We start from the raw sequence: 16,325 nt of genomic DNA, 5'->3' as shown, positions 1-16,325 counted from the left end.
GTTCTGTTCTGTCAGGGGCGCCTGCCAGGATGGATCTATGACCGACCGGCCCCGACTGCTCCTGCTGGACGGCCACTCGCTGGCCTACCGGGCGTTCTACGCGCTGCCCGTGGAGAACTTCAGCACGACCGGGGGCCAGCCGACCAACGTGGTCTACGGCTTCGCCAACATGCTGGCCAACGTGCTCCGCGACGAGCGGCCCACGCACGTCGCGGTCGCGTTCGACGTCTCCCGGCGGACCTTCCGCACCGAGGCCTACCCCGAGTACAAGGCCGGGCGGGCGCGGTCGCCCGCCGAGTTCCACGACCAGCTCGCCCTCCTCGACCGGCTGCTCGCGGCCATGAACATCACCGCGCTGCGGGTCGAGGGCTACGAGGCCGACGACGTGATCGCGACCCTGGCCGCGGCGGCGGAGTCCGGCGGCTTCGAGGTGCTGGTCAGCACCGGCGACCGGGACGCCCTGCAGCTGGTCAGCCCGGACGTCACCGTCCTGTACTTCTACCGGACGGCCACCGACGTGATCCGCTACACCCCCGAGCTGGTCGAGGAGAAGTACGGGCTGACCCCGCGGCAGTACCCCGACTTCGCGGCGCTGCGCGGCGACCCGTCCGACAACCTGCCCGGCATCCCCGGCATCGGGGAGAAGACGGCCGCCCGGTGGATCAGGGAGTTCGGCTCGCTGGCCGAGCTGCTCGACCGGGCCGGCGAGGTGCGCGGCAAGGCGGGCGAGAAGCTGCGCGCCGCGCTCGGCACGGTGCGGCTCAACCGGCGGCTGACCGAGCTGGTCCGCGACGTCGACCTGCCCGTCGGCCCCGGCGACCTGGGGCGCAGGCCGTACGACCTGCCCGCCTTCGCCGCGCTCCTCGACGAACTGGAGTTCCGCAACGCCAGCCTCCGGCAGCGGCTCTTCGCCGCCGACCCCGGCGGCGGCGCGGCCACGCCCGGCCCGGGCCCCACCCCCGGTGCCGAGGCCGAGGCCGGTGCCCCGGCGCGCCCGCTGAGGGGCCGCGAACTCGGCCCCGGCGAGCTGCCCGGCTGGCTGGGCACCAGGGCCGGCGCGGCCGGAGCACCGGTCGGGCTCGCCGCCGACCTCGCCTGGCAGCGGGGCGAAGGCGAGATCACCCGGATCGCGCTGGCCACCGGCGACGGCTACGCGGCCGCCTTCGAGCCCGCCCGGATGACCGCCGCCGACGAGCGCGCCTTCACCGCCTGGCTCGCCGACGAGGAGCGCCCCAAGGCGCTGCACGACGTCAAGGCGCTGCTGCGCGGGTTCGACGCGCGGGGGCTGGCGGCTCGGCGGCGTCGCCGTCGACACCGCCCTGGCCGCCTACCTCCTCCTGCCCGGGCTCGCCGCCTACGGCATCGCCGACCTGTCGGCCCGCTACCTTGGCCGCCGCCCGGCCGCCGACGGGCCCGCCGGGCTGATGCTGCGAGCCCGCGCCGTCCTCGACCTGGCCGGCCGGTTCGGCGACGAGCTCGCCGGCACCGGCATGGACGAGATGCTGCGCGAGGTCGAGCTGCCCCTCTCGGCCCTGCTGGCCCGCATGGAACGCACCGGCGTCTTCGTCGACGAGCCGCTGCTGCACGAGCTCGACCGGCGGTTCGCCGACGCGATGGAGCGCGCCGCCGGCGAGGCCGCGCAGATCGCCGGCCACCCGTTCAACCCCGGGTCCACCAAGCAGCTCCAGCAGGTGCTGTTCGAGGAGCTCGGGCTGCCCCGCACCAAGAAGATCAAGTCCGGTCACTCCACCGACCTGGACGCGCTGACCTGGCTGGCCGGCCAGACCGACAACGGGCTCCCGCAGATCCTGCTGCGCCACCGCGACCAGTCCCGGCTGCGGATGACGGTGGCCGGGCTGATCAGGGAGATCGGCGCGGACCGCCGGATCCACACCACCTTCCAGCAGACCGTGGCCGCCACCGGGCGGCTCACCTCCACCGAGCCCAACCTGCAGGTCATCCCGATCCGCACCGGGGAGGGCCGGCTCATCCGCCGGGCGTTCCTGCCCGGCGAGGGCTTCGCGTCGATCCTGACCGCCGACTACGGCCAGCTGGAGCTGCGGATCATGGCGCACCTGTCGCGGGACCTCATCCTGCTGGAGGCGTTCGCCTCCGGGGAGGACCTGCACACGACCATGGCCGCGCGGGTGTTCGGCGTCGCCGCCGGCAGCGTCACCCCCGACATGCGTCGCAAGATCAAGGCGATGTCGTACGGGCTGGCCTACGGGCTGTCGGCGTTCGGCCTGGCCAAGCAGCTCGGCATCGCCGTGGCCGAGGCCCGCCCGCTGATGGACGCCTACTTCGAGCGGTTCGGCGGCGTGCGCGACTACCTCGACCACGTGGTCGAGGAGGCGCGCCGCACCGGCTACACCCGCACCGTCCTGGGCCGCCGCCGCTACCTCCCCCACCTGTCCAGCGAGAACCGGCAGCGCCGCGAGACCGCGGAGCGGATGGCGCTGAACGCCCCGATCCAGGGCTCGGCGGCCGACATCGTCAAGATCGCGATGCTGCGGGTGGACGAGGCGCTCGCCGCCGCCGGGCTCCGCACCCGGCCGCTGCTGCAGGTGCACGACGAGATCGTGTTCGAGGTGGCCCCCGGCGAGCGCGACCGCGCGGCCGAACTGGTGCACGACCGGATGACCACCGCCTACCCGGTCAGCGTGGGCCTGGAGGTCGCCATCGGCACCGGCGCCGACTGGAACGCCGCCGCCCACTGACCGGGGAGAAGCCGGGCGGCGAGGTGGCGGGCCCGGTCGGCCTGCCGCGCGAGCCCGATCGCAAGAGGCCGACCGCGCGGCGGCGGGCCGGGAGCTCTCGGCAGTGGGGCGGGAGCTCTCAGGCAGCGCGGGCGGGAGGGCTCGGGCTCGGAAGGGCTGGGGCTCGGGAGGGCTCGGGCAACGGGAGGGCTCAGGTGCGGGCGTCGCCGGGGGAGTCGTCGTCCGGGGGCGGTGGCGCCAGCCCTTCGAGGCGGCGGACCTGCTCGATGATGGTCCGCACGGCGTCCAGGCCGGTGGGGGACAGCCCGGCCGCCCGCAGCGCCACGCCGCGCACGCCGGTGTCGCGGAGCGCGGCGAGCGCGGTCAGCTCCTCGTCCACCCGCCGGGTCGTCTCCTCGTCGAAGAAGTAGGCGGGCGGCACGCCGAAGAACCGGGCCAGCGCCTCCAGGTGCTTCAGCGTCGGGTTGTCGCGCTCGCCCCGGCGCAGCAGCGAGAGGTACTGCGCGGAGATGTCGGTGCCGGCGTCGCGGATGCCCGCCGCGACCTCCTGGTTGGTGTAAGTCCCGCGCCCCGGTGGGACGATCGTGGCGAACAGGTGGTTCAGCCGGTCGGCCAGCGTCGTCCCCGGGGCCGGGCCCGTCCTGTCCACGCTCGCTCCCTCCCGCCGGTCGGTCCGGGCCTGCGTCCCTCACCCGGGCGCGGTGCGCCACTGTCGTTTAGGCTGACGATCGGAGAAACAACACCAGTTTAGCCCGCATCGGCACAGGCGATGCAACTGTTGTTGCTGAGATTTCGTGATCGGGCAATGTGAGTTGACTCGATCGCCGTCCGGTGATTTCCTCGGGTGATCCGGCACACCCGCCGCGACGGGACGAGAGGAGGCCGCCATGCCCGAGGCCGCGTTCGAGGCCGCCGCCGGCTTCGACGCCCTGCGTCCCAGCTCCGCCCGGATGTACGACTACTTCCTGTCGGGCAAGGACAACTACGCGGCCGACCGGTCCCTGGCCGAGCGGCTCAGGCGGGCGGCGCCCGTCGTCCGCGTCCTGGCCAGGGCCAACCGCGACTTCCTCCTGCGCGCCGTGCGGACGCTGGCCGCCGAGGCCGGAATCGCCCAGTTCCTCGACATCGGCTGCGGCCTGCCGGGGTGCGACAACGTGCACCAGGCCGCCCGCCGGGTCCTCCCGGGCGCCCGGGTCGCCTACGTCGACAACGATCCGATGGTGGTCGCGCACGCCCAGGCGCTGATGGCCGCCGACGGCGGGACCGTCGCCTTCCAGGCCGACCTCAGATCGCCGGAGGCCCTGCTCGCCGACCGCAGGCTGCGCGCGGTGATCGACCTGGAGCGGCCCGTCGCCGTCCTGCTGACCGCCGTCCTGCACCACCTTCCCGACGAGGACGACCCGCACGGCCTCGTCGCCCGCGTCCGCGACGCGCTCCCGCCGGGCAGCCATGTCGTCGTCTCCCACGCCGAGACGACGCCCGCCCTCCGGCACGCCGCGGCGCTGCACAACGCCGCCGACACCCCCTTCGTGCCGCGCACGCGCGAGAGCGTCGCCGCCTTCTTCGACGGAATGGAGCCGCTCCCGCCGGGAATGGACGCCGCGATCCGGTGGCGGCCCGACGACGCGGGGAACCGCCTCGCCGGGATCGCCCGCGTCCCGCTGCTGGGCGGCGTGGCCCGGATCCCCGGCGGCTGACCGGGTCAGAGGTACCTGCTCCACAGGTCGGTGGCGGGCCAGGTGCCGATCCCGTTGGCCACCTTGTGGAGCGGCGCGCTGAAGTCGTCGTAGGTGTAGGTGAACGCGGACGGGTCGTCGCGCTGGTCGAACAGCAGCGCCCAGGTGACGCCGTCGTACCGCCGGGTCACGATCGTGCTGGTCCCGGGCAGGCTCCCGGAGTGCCAGGTGTTGCGGCCCCCGGCGACGTCCCGGACGTGCCACCCGAAGCCGTAGTAGGAGCCGCCGGAGTTGAGCCCGGTCTCCGGCTTGGCGAACACCGCCGCCACCGAGGACGCGGTCAGCACGCTGGTGGTGGCGTCGAAGATCCTGGTGAAGCGGACGTAGTCGACCGCCGAGGCCAGCCACGTTCCCGTCGCGATGCGGTTCTCGGCGTTGAACGTCCCGTAGGGCCCGGGGACGGTCGTGCCCGCCGCGTCGAACACCGACCGGCCGGTCTCCTGGGAGAAGTAGGGCACCTCGCCCGGCGCCCGCCCGCTCTTGAGCGACCTGCCGGGCCGGGCCCGCGTCACGCCGGCCGGGGCGAACACGTTCCGCTGGACGTAGTCGGCGTAGCTCATGCCGGAGACCTTCGCCACGATCTCGCCCAGCAGCAGGTAGCCGTGGTTGCTGTAGGCGAAGGCGGATCCGGGGTCGTGCTCCAGCCGCAGGCCGGCGCCGTGCCGGACCAGGTGCGCGCGGGTGATCGGGAGCGGCACGCCGAGCTGGGCGGCGATCTGCCGGTCCCGGTACGTGGGGTCGCCGGAGATGTCGCGGTCCCAGCCGCCCAGGTGCTGCAGGAGGCGGCGGACGGTCACCTGCGGCAACCTCGGGTCCAGGGTCTGGCCGGGCGGCGGCGTGAGGGTGAGCAGGCTCGTGACCGAGGCGGACAGGCTGAGCCTGCCGTCCTGGACGAGCCGCGTGACGGCCGCCGCGGTGACCGCCTTGCTGAGGCTGGCCAGCCGGAACAGCGAGGTGGGCTGAGTGGTGAAGGAGGTGTCGTCGCTCCAGGTGTAGCCGCGCGCGTGCAGCAGCCTGCCCTTGCGCATGACCGCCAGCGAGCCGCACGGGATGCCGCGGTCCTGCATCAGCTTCTTGACCGCCGTGTCGAAGCCGCCCAGCCCGGCCCCGGCCGTCCCGGTGACCTTCCAGGTGCGGGCCGCGGCGGCCCCCGCCCGGGTCGCCGTGCCCGACGCCGTGCCGCAGCCGGCCAGCAGGGCCGGGCCCGCCGCGGCGCCGAGCCCGGCGAGCCCCAGCAGCCTGCCGAAATCCCGCCGGTTCAGCGGTTCGTCCACCATCGTTCCCCCATGATCGATTTGATCGGATCACGGAACCTAGCGCGGTCCCGGCGGGTCCGGCGGGGTTTCGGGCGACTCGTGGACGGAGCGTTCAGGCGGGTGGAGCCGGTGTTCAGCCGAGCCACCCCGGCGCCACCAGGACCAGCCAGGCGGCGGGCGGGGCGACCAGGGTGACGGCGGCGCCGTACCGGAGCAGCTTGCGGTAGAACAGGTCGCGTTCCATCCCGCGCACGTTGGCGACCAGCAGCGCCCCGGTGGTGGAGAACGGGCTGACGTCGACGATGGCCGAGGAGATGGCCAGCGCCGCGACCACCCCGGCCACCCCGATCTCCCCGCTGAGCAGGAACGGCACGGCCAGCGGGATCAGCGCCCCGAGGATGCCGACGGTGGAGGCGAACGCCGACACCACCGCGCCCACGTAGCAGATGAGCAGCGCGGCCAGCAGCGGCGCGCCGATGCCGGCGACCGCGTCGCCGACGTAGTCGATGGTGCCCATCTCCTCCAGGACGCCGACGTAGGTGACGACCCCGCCGATGAGCAGCACGGTCGGCCAGGCGATCTTCTCGACCGCGCCGCGGTGCGCGTCCGGGGAGGTGATCGCCAGGACGACGGCCACGGTGATGGCGACCAGCCCCACGTCCAGGTCGAAGGCGAGCGTCGCGACGCAGAGCCCGACGATGCCGGCGAGGGTGAGGATCTGGTGCGGGGTCAGCCGCAGGTCCGCGGTGTCGTCCGCGGTCTCGTCCCCGCCGTCGTCCGGTTCCGTGCCGGGCGGCCGGGTGTGGCGGCGGTGCAGCAGGGCGAGGCCGCCGAAGGCGACGAAGGCGATCGCGGCGGCGGCCAGGTTGAACAAGAAGCTGCCCGCGAACAGCGCGACGTCGTTACCCGGCAGCCTCGCCTTGTCCAGGACGCCGTTGACGATGCCGCCCAGGACGCTGATCGGGGAGAACGCCCCCGCGTTCGTCCCGTGCGCGACCAGCACGCCGATGAGCATCGCGTTGATGCCGTACTCGGCGGCGAACCCGAACGCGATCGGCGCGAGGATCGCCGCGACCGCCGGGGCGGGCGCGCCGATGGCGGTGAACAGCGCGGCCAGCAGGAACATCACGACCGGGATCGCCACGATCCGGCCGCGCACCGCGCGCACGGACGCGCGCACGAGCCAGTCGACCGTGCCGTTGTTGGTCGCGATCGCGAACAGGTAGGTGACCCCGACGAGGATCACGAACAGGCCGCCGGGGAAGGCGCCGACGATGTCGTCCTCGGACATCCCGGCGACCAGGGTGCCGACGAGGAACGCGCCGGTCAGCGCCAGCGCCCCCAGGTTGATGGGCAGGACGGTGCCGATGACGAACATGATCACCAGCGCCAGGATCGATACGAGCTCGGCGGACACGGGTGCGCGTCTCCGTTCTCCCCCGAGGTTGTGGGTGGGCGGTGGAGTTCAGGACGGGCCGGCGGAGGGCTCAGGACGGGGCGAGCGCGCGGTGCAGCAGCTCGACGGGGTGGACGGCGGAGCGCCCGCCGCCGTGCGCGATCTGCTGGCGGCACGACACCCCGGTGGCGGCGACCAGCGTCTCCGGCGGCTCGGCGGCGAGCGCCGGGAACAGCCGCAGTCCGCCGATCCGCATGGACAGCTCGTAGTGCTCGGACTCGAACCCGAACGACCCGGCCATCCCGCAGCAGCCGGCGTCCAGCTCCTCGACCTCGGCGCCGGGGAGGCGTTCGAGCAGCGCCCGGGACGCGGCGGTGCCGGTGACGGCCTTCTCGTGGCAGTGGCCGTGGAACAGGATCCGGCGGCCCCGGGTGAACGCCTGCGGGTCCAGGACGAGGGAGCCGTCGTCGACGGCCTCGACGAGCAGTTCGGGCACGAGCCGCGCCGCCGCGGCGACGGCGGCGACCCGCCCGTCGCCGGGCAGCAGCGCGGCGTAGTCGTCCCGCAGCGTCAGCAGGCAGGACGGTTCGACGCCGGCGATGGGCACGCCGCGCGCGGCGGCGGGGGCGAGGCGTCCGACGGTCGCGGCGGCCTGCGCCCGCGCCTGGTCGAGCAGGCCCTTGGACAGGGCGGGACGGCCGCAGCAGCCCTGCCCGTGCAGCCGGACCCGCCAGCCCGCCCGTTCCAGCAGTTCGACGGCGGCCCGTCCGACACCGGGCTCGGTGTAGGCGGTGAACGAGTCGGCCAGCAGGATCAGGTCGCCGCGCGGGAACGGGCCCGCGGGCCGGGGCCGCCGGTTGTACCAGCGGGCGAGCGTGGCGCCGTGGAAGCGCGGCAGCGGCCGGTGCCTGGTGACGCCGAGCCGCCGGTCCAGCACGGCCCGTGCCGCGCCGATCCGGCCGGGCAGGTTGGACAGCGGGGCCAGCGCGGCGCCGATCCGGTTGAGGGCGCGGATCGAGGCGAACGCGCGTGCGCGCGGCGGCGTCCCGTGCGCCTGGTGGTAGTGGTGCAGCGCCTCGCTCTTCAGCGCCGCCATGTCGACGCCGAGCGGGCACTCGGACGTGCACGCCTTGCACTCCAGGCACAGGTCGAGCACCTCGTGCAGGCGCTCGTCGCCCAGCGCGGCGGCCGGGTCTGGCTCCGACAGGGCCTTGACCAGGGCGTTCGCCCGTCCCCGCGTGGAGTGCTCCTCCTCGCGGGTGGCCATGTACGACGGGCACATCACCCCGGCGCCGTCCTTGCGGCACACGCCGATGTTCTGGCAGCGGTCGGCGGCGTCCCGCATCCCGCCCGCGCCGAACTCCAGCCGGGTGGTCAGCGGCACGGCGACGGGGAGCGCGCGGTCGCGCAGGTTCTCGGTCATCGGCGGCGCGTCGACGATCTTGCCGGGGTTGAGCCGGGCGGCCGGGTCGAACAGCCGCTTGACCGCCCGCATGTCCTCGTACGGCCCGTCGCCGAACAGCCGCCGGTTGAACTCCGAGCGGGCCAGGCCGTCGCCGTGCTCGCTGGAGTTGACGCCGCCGTACCGGGCGACCAGTTCGGCGATCTCCCCGGCGACCGCGCGCATCGCCTCGACCTGCCCGGGCCGGCGCACGTCGACGAACGGCCGGATGTGCAGGCAGCCGACCGAGCAGTGCCCGTAGAACCCGGCGTGCAGCCCGTGCCGGTCCAGGATCGCGGAGAACTCGCGGATGTAGGGTTCGAGCCGGTCGGGCGGCACGGCGGTGTCCTCGACGAACGCCAGCGGCCTGCGGGTGCCGGTGCTGGAGGCCATCAGCAGGCCCAGCCCCGCCTTGCGCACCTTGCGGACGGCGGCCTGCGTGTCCGGGGTGAGGGCGCGCAGCGTGTGGTAGCCGTGCCCGCCGCGGCGCCAGGCTTCGGCGAGTTTCCCGACCTGCGCGGCGACCTGGGCGTCGTCGTCGCCGAAGAACTCCACGAACAGCAGGGCGCGCGGGTCGCCCTCCAGGATCCGGGAGAGCCCGGCGTACTCGACGCGCTCGCGGGACAGCCGCAGGATCGCGTCGTCCATCAGCTCGACGGACGCGGCGTCCAGGGCCAGCGCCTCGCCGGTGGCGGCGATCGCCGCGGGCGTGGACGCGAAGTGCCCGACCGCGATGGCGCGCGCCTGCGGCCTGGGCACCAGCCCGACCTCCGCCTCGGTCACCACGGCGAGCGTGCCCTCCGACCCGACGATCAGCTTGGCGGGGTCGAGGCGCCCGCCGCCGGCCGTCAGGTCGAGCGCCCGGTCGAGCCGGTACCCGCCCGAGTGCCGCCAGTACGGCGGGAAGCCGTCCGCCCGTGCGGCGCTCCGCTCCAGCAGCCCGGGCAGCTCGCGGTGGACGCGCCCCGCCAGGCCGCCCGCGCGGCCCCGGCGGCGGGCCTCGTCGAGGGAGACCGGTTCCAGCCGCGCCGCCGTTGCGTCCGACAGCACCACGTTGAGGCGCTCGACATGGTCGATCGTGGAGCCGTACAGCACCGAGTGGCTGCCCGCCGAGTTGTTGCCGATCATCCCGCCGATGGTGGCGCGGTCGCTGGTGGAGGTGTCGGGGCCGAACACCAGCCCGGCGTCCGCGACGGCCCGGTTGAGCTGGTCCTGGACGACCCCCGGCTGCACCCGGGCCCGCCGCGCCTCCGCGTCCACCGCCACGATCCGGTTCATGTGGCGCGAGCAGTCGAACACGATCGCCCGCCCGACCGCCTGCCCGGCCAGGCTCGTCCCGCCGCCGCGCGGCAGCACGGGGACGCCCAGCCGCGCGGCCGTCCCGACGATCGCGGCGATGTCGCCCGCGTGCCGGGGGAACGCGACGGCGAGGGGCTCGATCGCGTACATGCTCGCGTCGGCGGAGTAGAGGTGGCGGGTGTAGGCGTCGATCCGTACCGAGCCCTCCAGGACGGGCGCGAGCGCGGCCTGGATCTCCTCGGGCGCGGCCTCGTCCCGCGCGGTGGTCACGATGCCTCCAAAGAAGTCAGCGCGGCCGTCACTCCGCCGCGTTCGATCGGGACCCCGGCGGCGGCCAGCCCCATCTCCACCCCGCACAGCGTCCCGGCCAGCGACAGGTCGTCGAAGTGGCCCAGGTGGCCGATCCGGAAGACGCGCCCGGCCAGCCTGCCGAGCCCGGTGCCGAGGGACATGTCGAAGCGCTCCAGGATGACGCGGCGGACCTTGCCGGCGTCGTACGGCTCGGGCAGCAGCACCGCCGTGAGCGAGCTGGAGTACTCGCGCGGGTCGGCGCAGAGGATGTCCAGGCCCCAGGCGCGCACCGCGCTGCGGGTCGCCGCGGCGTGCCGGTCGTGCCGGGCGAACACCGCGGGCAGCCCCTCCTCTTCGAGGAGGGCGAGCGCCTCGCGCAGCCCGTACAGCAGGTTGGTCGGGGGTGTGTACGGGAAGTGGCCGTCGCGGTTGGCGGCCAGGATCGGCTCCCAGTCCCAGTACGAGCGGGGGAGCCGGGCGGTGCGGGCGGCGTCCAGGGCCTTGCCGCTCACCGCGTTGAAGCCCAGGCCGGGCGGCAGCATGAGGCCCTTCTGGGAGCAGCCCACCGTGACGTCCACGCCCCACTCGTCGTGCCCGTAGTCCATCGAGGCCAGCGAGGAGATCGTGTCGACCAGCAGCAGCGCCGGATGCCCGGCCCTGTCCATTGCCGCCCGCACGTCGGCGACGCGGCTGCGGACCCCGGTCGAGGTCTCGTTGTGCACCACCATGACCGCCGCCACGTCATGGCCGCGGTCGGCGGCGAGGCGGGCGCCGATCGCGTCCGGGTCGGCGCCGTGCCGCCAGTCGCCGGGCAGGAACTCCACGCGCAGGCCGAGGCGCTCGGCCATGTCCCGCCACAGCGTCGCGAAGTGGCCGGTCTCGCAGGCCAGCACGCGGTCGCCGGGGGAGAGGGTGTTGACCAGCGCCGCCTCCCACGCCCCCGTGCCCGAGGACGGGTAGACGATCACGGGGCCGCGGGTGCCGAACACCGGTTTGAGGCGTTCCAGCAGGTCGAGCGCCAGCGCGGCGAACTCCGGGCCGCGGTGGTCGATGGTGGGCGCCGCGAGCGCGCGCAGCACCCTTTCGGGGACGTTGGTCGGGCCGGGGATCTGCAGGTGATGCCGCCCACCGGGCACGCGCGTCGCCTCCTCGCTGTACCGTGATACGGCACATGTTCCGTGTGAAGGTACGCGGATCGTAGATTCGGATGTTCCGGGAGTCAACGCATGCAGAACGTCGTGAACGCGCTCCGGGTCCTGGAGGAGGTCGCGGTCCGGCAGCCCGCCGGGGTAGGCGAGCTGTCCCGCGTGCTGGGGCTGCCCAAGAGCACCGTGCAGCGCGCGCTGCGGACGCTCGACACGGCCGGCTGGATCCGCCCCGCCGGGGGCGAGGTCACCCGCTGGGTGCTGACGGCCAAGGCGCTGCACGTCGGACGGCACGCCAGCGGCGAGCTGAGCCTGCGCGACGCCGCCGTCCCGGTGATGGAGGACCTGCGCCGGCGCACCGAGGAGACCATCCACCTGGCCGTCCCCGAGGGCGACAGCGCGGTGCTGATCGAGCGCCTGGAGACGCCCAAGGTGGTGCGGATCATCCTGCCGCTGGGCAAGGCGCTGCCCGTGCACGCCTCCGCCAACGGCAAGGCGATCCTGGCCCACAGCCCGCCGGAGACGATCGAGCGGCACCTGGCCACCGGGCTGCCCCGCCACACCGGCACCACCGTCACCGACCCCGAGGCGCTGCGCGCCGAGCTGGCGCTGATCCGGAGCCGCGGGTACGCGACCAACGGCGGCGAGTGGCGCGAGGACATCGCCGCGGTCGCGGCGGCCGTGCTGGGACGCGACGGCAGGCCCGTCGCCGGGCTGAGCGTCTCCGTCCCGGCGATGCGCATGACGCAGGAGCGCTATCCCGAGTACGGCCGGCTGGTCGTCCAGGCCGCCGCCACCCTCGCCGACCGGCTCGCCGCCCGCTGACCGCCTGTCCGGGAGGTGACCGATGGGTCGCTTGCTGCCGGTTCGGGCCCTTCGTACCGCCGCACAGGGCAGGATGGCCCCCATGGACCTGGTGGAGTTCCTCAGAGCCCGGCTGGCCAAGGACGAGCAGATCGCCCGTGCCTGCTCGGGCGCGTCCTGGACGGCCTCGCCCTCCGGCACGGTCCACCTCGACCCGGCCGGGGGCGGCGAGCCGTCGGGCAGCGGGTTCGTGGCGTCGGTGGAGAACGGCGCCTACGCCGAGTTCATCGCGCGGTACGACCCGGACCGCGCGCTGCAGGAGGTCGCCGCGCGGCGCCGGATCGTCGACGACTACGAGAAGGGCGCGTGGGTGCTGGAGCAGGGCCAGCGCACGGAGGCGGCCGAGGCCGCCCACGCGGCCCGGCTCGCCGTCCTGCGCCTGCTCGCGCTCCCCTACGCGCACCACCCCGAGTACCGGCAGGAATGGCGCCCCTGAGACCCGGCGCGGTCAGGCCAGCAGGCCGCCCAGCGTGATCATCACGGGGATCGACAGCAGCGTGCTGGCCAGGACGGCGCTGCGGGCCAGCCGGGTGGCCGTGCCGTAGTGCACCGCGTAGACGTAGATGTTCTGGGCGGTGGGCAGGGCCGCGAACAGCGTCGAGGCCAGCAGCGCGCCGCCGTCCAGCCCGAAGGCGTACCGTCCCGCGAGGTAGGCGACGGCCGGCTGCAGGAAGATCTTCAGGACGACGGCCAGCGCGATGTCGCGGCGGACCCCGGCGTCCTCCTCCTCGGCGTGCCTGCGGCCGCGCAGGCTCAGCCCGTAGGCGATCAGCGCGACCGGCACCGCCGCCCCGGCGACCAGTTCCACCGGGCGCATGAGCGGCTCCGGCGGCTCCACGCCCGCCACCGCGACGCCCAGGCCCAGCAGCGACGCCACCGTCAGGGGGTTGCGCAGCGGGCGCAGCAGCGCCGCCCGCACCGCGTGGGCGCGCCCGCCCTCACCGGCGCCGCCGTCCAGCACCAGGAACGCCACGGGCGTCATCACCAGCAGCTGGAACAGCAGGATCGGCGCGACCAGCGCGCCGTCGCCCAGCACGTAGACGCTGACCGGGATGCCGAGGTTGCCGGCGTTGACGTACGACGAGGCCAGCACGCCGATGGTCGTCTCGGACCGGCGGCGCCGCAGCACCCAGCGCGCCGCCGCCAGGTACACCGCCTGGACCGCCGCCACCGCCAGCACGTTGACCGGCAGCACGGGCGAGAAGATCGAGCCCAGGTCGGCGGTGGCCACCGTGGTGAACATGAGCGCGGGCGTGGCGACGAAGAACGCCAGCCGCGACAGGACCAGCTCGTCCTGGGCGCGCAGGACCCCGGCGACCCCCGCCAGGTAGCCCAGGAGCGCGACCGCGACCAGCGCGGCGAACGCCGTGACGACCCCCGCCAAGGCGGCGGCCCGCGCTCAGGTCCGCGCCATGGAACGATCCACGGCGGGAGTTCGGGGGAGAATGACGGCTCCTGGGGGCGATGCGAGGAATGCGGCTCGGTACGAGATTACCTAGATCAGGACGCGGCCTTCGACAACGACCGAGCGGACGAGCGCGGCCTCGGGGCGGCGCAGGGCCTCGGCCAGCGGCGCGTGCAGCAGGACGAGGTCGGCGGGCGCGCCCACACGCACCTGCCGTACGGGGCCGCCCGGGTCCTCGGGAGGCGTGAGGTACGCGCGCAGCGCGGCGCGCGGGCCGATCCGTTCGGTCTCCCCGGCCACGGCGCCGGACCGCGTGCGGCGCCGGACCGCCGCGTCCATCACCTGCCAGGGGTCCAGCGGGCCGTACGGCGCGTCGCTGGAGAGACCGACGCCGACGCCCGCGTCGAGCAGTGCGGCGCACCGGTAGAGGTCGGGGTGGTCCTCGGCGGGCAGGTCGCGCAGGTAGTCGTCGCCGCGGTCGGCGAGGAAGCCGGGCTGGGTCACCACCCGCAGCCCGCGGCGGGCCAGGTCGTCGACGAGCTCGGCCGGGACGAGCGCCGCGTGCTCCACCCGGTCGCCCGGCAGGTGCCCCGCCTGGTCGAGCGCGACCAGCAGCAGGATCAGCGCCTCGCGGGTGACGCAGTGCACGGCCACGGGACGGCCGCGCCGGTGCGCCGCCCCGATCCGCCCGGCGAGATCGTCGAGGGAGGGCAGGCCGGAGTCGGCGATCACGATCTTGTACGGGCCGGTGGTGACGCGCGGATGGGACGCGGGGGAGGCGGCCGCCTCCTCCAGCGGCGTCCCCAGCAGGTGCAGGCGCTGCGGGAGCGTCCCCTCCCGGACCGCCCGGTCGAACGCGGCGAGCGCCCCGGCGTCCAGGTCGGGCGTGGCGTCGGTGACGGCGGTGATCCCGAACCGGGTCAGGGCGCGTGCGACGTCGTCCAGGGGAACCGGGCCGGTCCGGGGCAGGCGCGAACGGAGCCAGTCGTCGGCCCGCCACAGCCGCCCGGTCGGCGCTCCGTGCTCGTCACGCTCGATGCCGGGATGGTCGCCGGCGGCGATGCCGGCCGCGGTCAGCGCGGCGGTGTTGAGCGTCCAGAGGGCGCCGCTGCGGTGCTGGACGCGCACGGGCCGGCGCGGCTCCAGCCGATCGAGGGCGGCGGCGTCGAGATCGCCCGCGACCGGCTCGGCGTACCCGACCCCGCGGATCCAGCCGTGCTCGTCGGGGGTCGCGGCGCGGAGGGCGCGGGCGAGCCCGTCCGGGTCGTTCACCTCGGGCGGCCCGCACAGCGCCGAACGACTCCGGGCGGCCAGGGCGTGCAGATGCAGATGGTGGTCGCACAGCCCGGGGAGCAGCGCGCCGCCGCCGCAGCCGACGACGCGCTCGCCCGGCTCGCGGGACAGGCCGCCGCCGATCTCGGTGACCCGGCCTCCGGCGACCCGGACGTCGGCGCGCTCGCGCCCGCCGATCTCGGCGTCGCGCAGCAGCAGCCCGGTCACGGGACCGCGATCCCCAGCCCGCGCAGGACCTCCGCGGTGTCGGCTCCCATCTCCGGCGCCTCGCCCGAGCCGCCGGCCGGGGGTTCACGCCTGGCCGGGAGCACGACGGGGGCCGGGCCGTCGGCCGTCTCCACGCTCCAGCCGCCGCGGCCGTCCGGGACGGCCGCGGGCGAGGGGACGGGAGCGTCGCCCGGATCGAGCGTCGAGGCGACCACCCGCGCCATCGCCACGTCCCACAGCACGCCGCCACCGCCGGGCGGGGCGGTCGAGGCCAGCACGGCGGCGGTGAGCCCGGTGAGCGGGTCGGCGATCGCGTCCCCGCAGAACAGCGGCGCCCCGGACGGGTCGCGGCAGACCAGTCCGGCGGCGGCCGCGACGTCGTCGCCGAACCCGACCCGGTCGGCGGCGCGCCCGTAGGCGGTGATCGAGACCCAGGAGGTCCCGGCGGCGACGGCGGCCCCGGCGTCCAGTCCGAACCGGGCCAGGGCGCGCGGCCGGGACGCCTCGATGACGATGTCGGCCGCCGCCACGAGCGCCGCCAGCGCCCGCCGGCCCTCGCCGGCGCCCGGATCGAGCGCCACCGAGCGGTGCCCCGCGTGCAGCAGCCGGTAGAACCCCGGGTCGCCGCGGCGCGCGCCGTCGGGCCTGCCCGGGACCTCCACCTTGACGACCCGCGCTCCGGCCAGCCCGAGCAGGTGCGCGCACAGCGGGCCCGCCCACAGCGCGCTGAAGTCGACCACCAGCGCCCCTTCGAGCGGGCGCGGCTCGAGCGGGACGGGCGGCGGCGGGGGAGCGGGGGCGCGCACGACCGGTCCGGCGGCGACCCCCAGGAGCCCGGCCCGTTCGGCCAGTTCGGCGCCGGTGTGCTCGCGCAGCCAGGCGGTCACCGCGGGCCAGGGGTCGTCGCCCACCTCCGCGCACGCCAGCGCGCCCAGCAGCGCCGGGTCGTCGGGACGGGCGCAGGACACCGCCGCCCAGCCGTCGGCGGTCGGCAGCAACCGGCAGGCGCCGCCCGCCGACACCCCGCCGCGCCGCCGCAGGCCGAGATGGGCGGCGCGCTCGGTGAGCAGCCGGGCGCCGTCCAGCCGCACGGCACGGCCCGTGCCGGAGGTGTGGGCGGCGAACCGCTCCGCCAGGGCCCGCGCGGCGGCGGCGCCGCGGCCGGGCGGCACCAGCGGCGGCCCGTCCGGCCGGCCGGCCAGCGCTACCGCGCCGGAGGCGGCCCACGCGGCCTGGGCCTCGCCTGGCGTGGGCCCGCTCACCTGCGTCGGCATG

Annotated in this window: 12 protein-coding genes and 1 pseudogene; 5 read left to right on the top strand and 8 right to left on the bottom strand. The window is 75.4% G+C overall.

Annotation, left to right across the window (positions count from 1 at the left end; all coding sequences use genetic code 11):
- Window positions 1–37 precede the first annotated feature (37 nt).
- A pseudogene (locus ACZ466_RS01630) lies at window positions 38–781 on the top strand (5'-3' exonuclease); the annotation flags it as partial.
- Between the two features lie 643 nt (window positions 782–1,424).
- Entirely contained in the window at window positions 1,425–2,717 is a 1,293-nt protein-coding gene (locus ACZ466_RS01625; protein WP_464042697.1) for a DNA polymerase, read from the top strand.
- Between the two features lie 190 nt (window positions 2,718–2,907).
- On the opposite strand, the gene ACZ466_RS01620 is transcribed toward ACZ466_RS01625, so the two are convergent.
- On the bottom strand, window positions 2,908–3,366 hold the full coding sequence (locus ACZ466_RS01620) for a helix-turn-helix domain-containing protein (RefSeq protein WP_378285455.1): 459 nt from the start codon (window positions 3,364–3,366) through the stop codon (window positions 2,908–2,910).
- A gap of 238 nt (window positions 3,367–3,604) precedes the next feature.
- Here ACZ466_RS01620 and ACZ466_RS01615 point away from each other — a divergent pair, with 238 nt between their 5' ends.
- Window positions 3,605–4,414, top strand: a complete 810-nt coding sequence (locus ACZ466_RS01615; protein ID WP_378285454.1) for an SAM-dependent methyltransferase — start codon at window positions 3,605–3,607, stop codon at window positions 4,412–4,414.
- A 5-nt stretch (window positions 4,415–4,419) separates the two neighbouring features.
- Here ACZ466_RS01615 and ACZ466_RS01610 read toward each other — a convergent pair whose 3' ends face one another.
- From ACZ466_RS01610 to ACZ466_RS01595, 4 genes are all read right to left on the bottom strand, one after another.
- A complete protein-coding gene (locus ACZ466_RS01610) occupies window positions 4,420–5,730 on the bottom strand; it encodes a serine hydrolase domain-containing protein (protein WP_378285453.1) in 1,311 nt (436 codons plus the stop codon).
- A gap of 112 nt (window positions 5,731–5,842) precedes the next feature.
- Window positions 5,843–7,126 (bottom strand): SLC13 family permease, encoded by a 1,284-nt coding sequence (locus ACZ466_RS01605; RefSeq protein WP_378285452.1) that lies wholly within the window; start codon window positions 7,124–7,126, stop codon window positions 5,843–5,845.
- Window positions 7,127–7,196: 70 nt separating this feature from the next.
- On the bottom strand, window positions 7,197–10,115 hold the full coding sequence (locus ACZ466_RS01600; protein WP_378285451.1) for an FAD-binding and (Fe-S)-binding domain-containing protein: 2,919 nt from the start codon (window positions 10,113–10,115) through the stop codon (window positions 7,197–7,199).
- The gene (locus ACZ466_RS01595; protein ID WP_378285450.1) at window positions 10,112–11,272 is read right to left on the bottom strand and encodes a pyridoxal-phosphate-dependent aminotransferase family protein; all 1,161 of its coding nucleotides are present in this window, start codon (window positions 11,270–11,272) and stop codon (window positions 10,112–10,114) included. Before ACZ466_RS01595 ends, ACZ466_RS01600 begins: the two co-directional genes overlap by 4 nt.
- Before the next feature lie 90 nt (window positions 11,273–11,362).
- Here ACZ466_RS01595 and ACZ466_RS01590 point away from each other — a divergent pair, with 90 nt between their 5' ends.
- Window positions 11,363–12,106: an IclR family transcriptional regulator gene (locus ACZ466_RS01590; RefSeq protein ID WP_378285449.1), complete on the top strand. Its 744-nt coding sequence runs from the start codon at window positions 11,363–11,365 to the stop codon at window positions 12,104–12,106.
- Window positions 12,107–12,188: 82 nt separating this feature from the next.
- Window positions 12,189–12,581 (top strand): DUF6221 family protein, encoded by a 393-nt coding sequence (locus tag ACZ466_RS01585; RefSeq protein ID WP_378285448.1) that lies wholly within the window; start codon window positions 12,189–12,191, stop codon window positions 12,579–12,581.
- Between the two features lie 12 nt (window positions 12,582–12,593).
- On the opposite strand, the gene ACZ466_RS01580 is transcribed toward ACZ466_RS01585, so the two are convergent.
- The 3 genes from ACZ466_RS01580 to ACZ466_RS01570 form a co-directional block, all read right to left on the bottom strand.
- Complete coding sequence (locus ACZ466_RS01580) at window positions 12,594–13,529, bottom strand: AEC family transporter (protein ID WP_378285447.1); 936 nt, start codon at window positions 13,527–13,529, stop codon at window positions 12,594–12,596.
- A gap of 111 nt (window positions 13,530–13,640) precedes the next feature.
- A complete protein-coding gene (locus ACZ466_RS01575; protein ID WP_378285446.1) occupies window positions 13,641–15,050 on the bottom strand; it encodes an amidohydrolase family protein in 1,410 nt (469 codons plus the stop codon).
- Window positions 15,047–16,324 (bottom strand): CoA transferase, encoded by a 1,278-nt coding sequence (locus ACZ466_RS01570; RefSeq protein ID WP_464042693.1) that lies wholly within the window; start codon window positions 16,322–16,324, stop codon window positions 15,047–15,049. Before ACZ466_RS01570 ends, ACZ466_RS01575 begins: the two co-directional genes overlap by 4 nt.
- Between the last annotated feature and the right edge of the window lies 1 nt (window position 16,325).

It is taken from the genome of Actinomadura rugatobispora (assembly GCF_055379765.1).
Note: the sequence above shows the minus strand (reverse complement) of the source record. Positions and strands in the feature narration are given on the sequence as shown.